Here is a 1,318-nt window from a genome sequence, read left to right as displayed (position 1 = left end):
ACAGGAAACCCAGGCAAGCGACCTGGATGAAGCCGGTGCTGATGATCGTCCATTGCGACACATCAGGGGTCCAGCCGGTCATGTCGTACATCGCCCAGGCGGTGACCAGCAGGCCGGTCAACAGCAGCCAGCGCGTGTCCACCTTGCCGATCAGCCTGCCGACCAGGAACATGCAAGCCATGGTGCCGAGACCGCGCGGCCCCATGACGATGCCGGCCGTCACCACCGGATAGCCCATCAGCGTCTGCAGATAGGGCGTCATCAGGGCCAGCGAGGCCAGATAGGTGATGCCGATGATGAAGATGAAGATCATGCCGACGGCGAAATTCCTGTCGAGGAACAGCCGCGGGTTCACGAAGGTGTTTTTGGCGGTGAAAGTGTGGACGAGGAAGATGTAGAAGGCCGACGCGCAGATCAGCGCCTCGACGATGATCTCGGACGACGAGAACCAGTTGAGCTGCTCGCCGCGATCGAGGAACATCTGCAGCGATGCGATGGTGACGCTGAGCATGCCGAAGCCCAGCCAGTCCAGCCTGGCCTTAAGGTCCGTCTTGGTTTCCTGGACGAACATCGAGACGCCGGCGAAGGCCAGGGCCCCGATCGGGACGTTGATGTAGAACACCCAGCGCCAGCTGACATTCTCGGTCAGCCAGCCGCCGATGACCGGCCCGAGCACCGGCCCGACCATCACCGAAACGCCGAACAGCGCCATCGCCGAGCCGCGCTCCTCGACGCTGTAGATGTCGAGCAGGATGCTCTGCGCCAGCGGCACCAGGGCTGCGCCGAACAGGCCTTGCAGCAGGCGGAAGCCGACGATCTGCGGCAGCGACTGCGCGAAGCCGCACAGCACCGACGCGACGACGAAGCCGGTGATGGAGATCAAAAGGATGCGCTTGCGGCCGAAACGATTGGCAAGATAGCCCGAAGGCGGCGTCATGACGGCCGCCGCGACGATGTAGGACGTCAGCACCCAGTTAATCTGGTCGGCGCTCGCCGAAACGCTACCCTGGATATAGGGCAGCGCCACATTGGCGATGGTCGTGTCCAGTGCCTGCATGATCACGGCCAGGATCACGCAGGCGGTGATGGCGCCGCGATTGGCGACCACGCCACCTGTCGCGGACGCGCCGGTCATGACTTTTGTCCGAACCGGCCGAGGAGGTCCGTCACGAAGTCCGGCAGGCCGCGCGCGTGGCCGGTATCGATGCCGACCACGACGCTCATCCCGCCACGCAACGGCGGCTTGCCTTGGAGATCGTCCAACGTCACGCGCATCGGAATGCGTTGCACGACCTTGACCCAGTTGCCGGTGGTGTTC

At 63.9% G+C, this 1,318-nt stretch carries 1 protein-coding gene and 1 pseudogene; both read right to left on the bottom strand.

The genetic code is table 11. The annotated features are described in order from the left end of the window. The coding region (locus EN893_RS34215; protein ID WP_128362180.1) for a DHA2 family efflux MFS transporter permease subunit at nt 1–1,135 on the bottom strand (1,135 nt) is incomplete at its 3' end. Further along, a pseudogene (locus EN893_RS34210) lies at nt 1,132–1,318 on the bottom strand (HlyD family secretion protein); the annotation flags it as partial. The gene EN893_RS34215 and the pseudogene EN893_RS34210, both read right to left, overlap by 4 nt.

Source organism: Mesorhizobium sp. M7A.F.Ca.CA.004.04.2.1 (assembly GCF_004022825.1).
Classification (GTDB): domain Bacteria; phylum Pseudomonadota; class Alphaproteobacteria; order Rhizobiales; family Rhizobiaceae; genus Mesorhizobium.
Note: the sequence above shows the minus strand (reverse complement) of the source record. Positions and strands in the feature narration are given on the sequence as shown.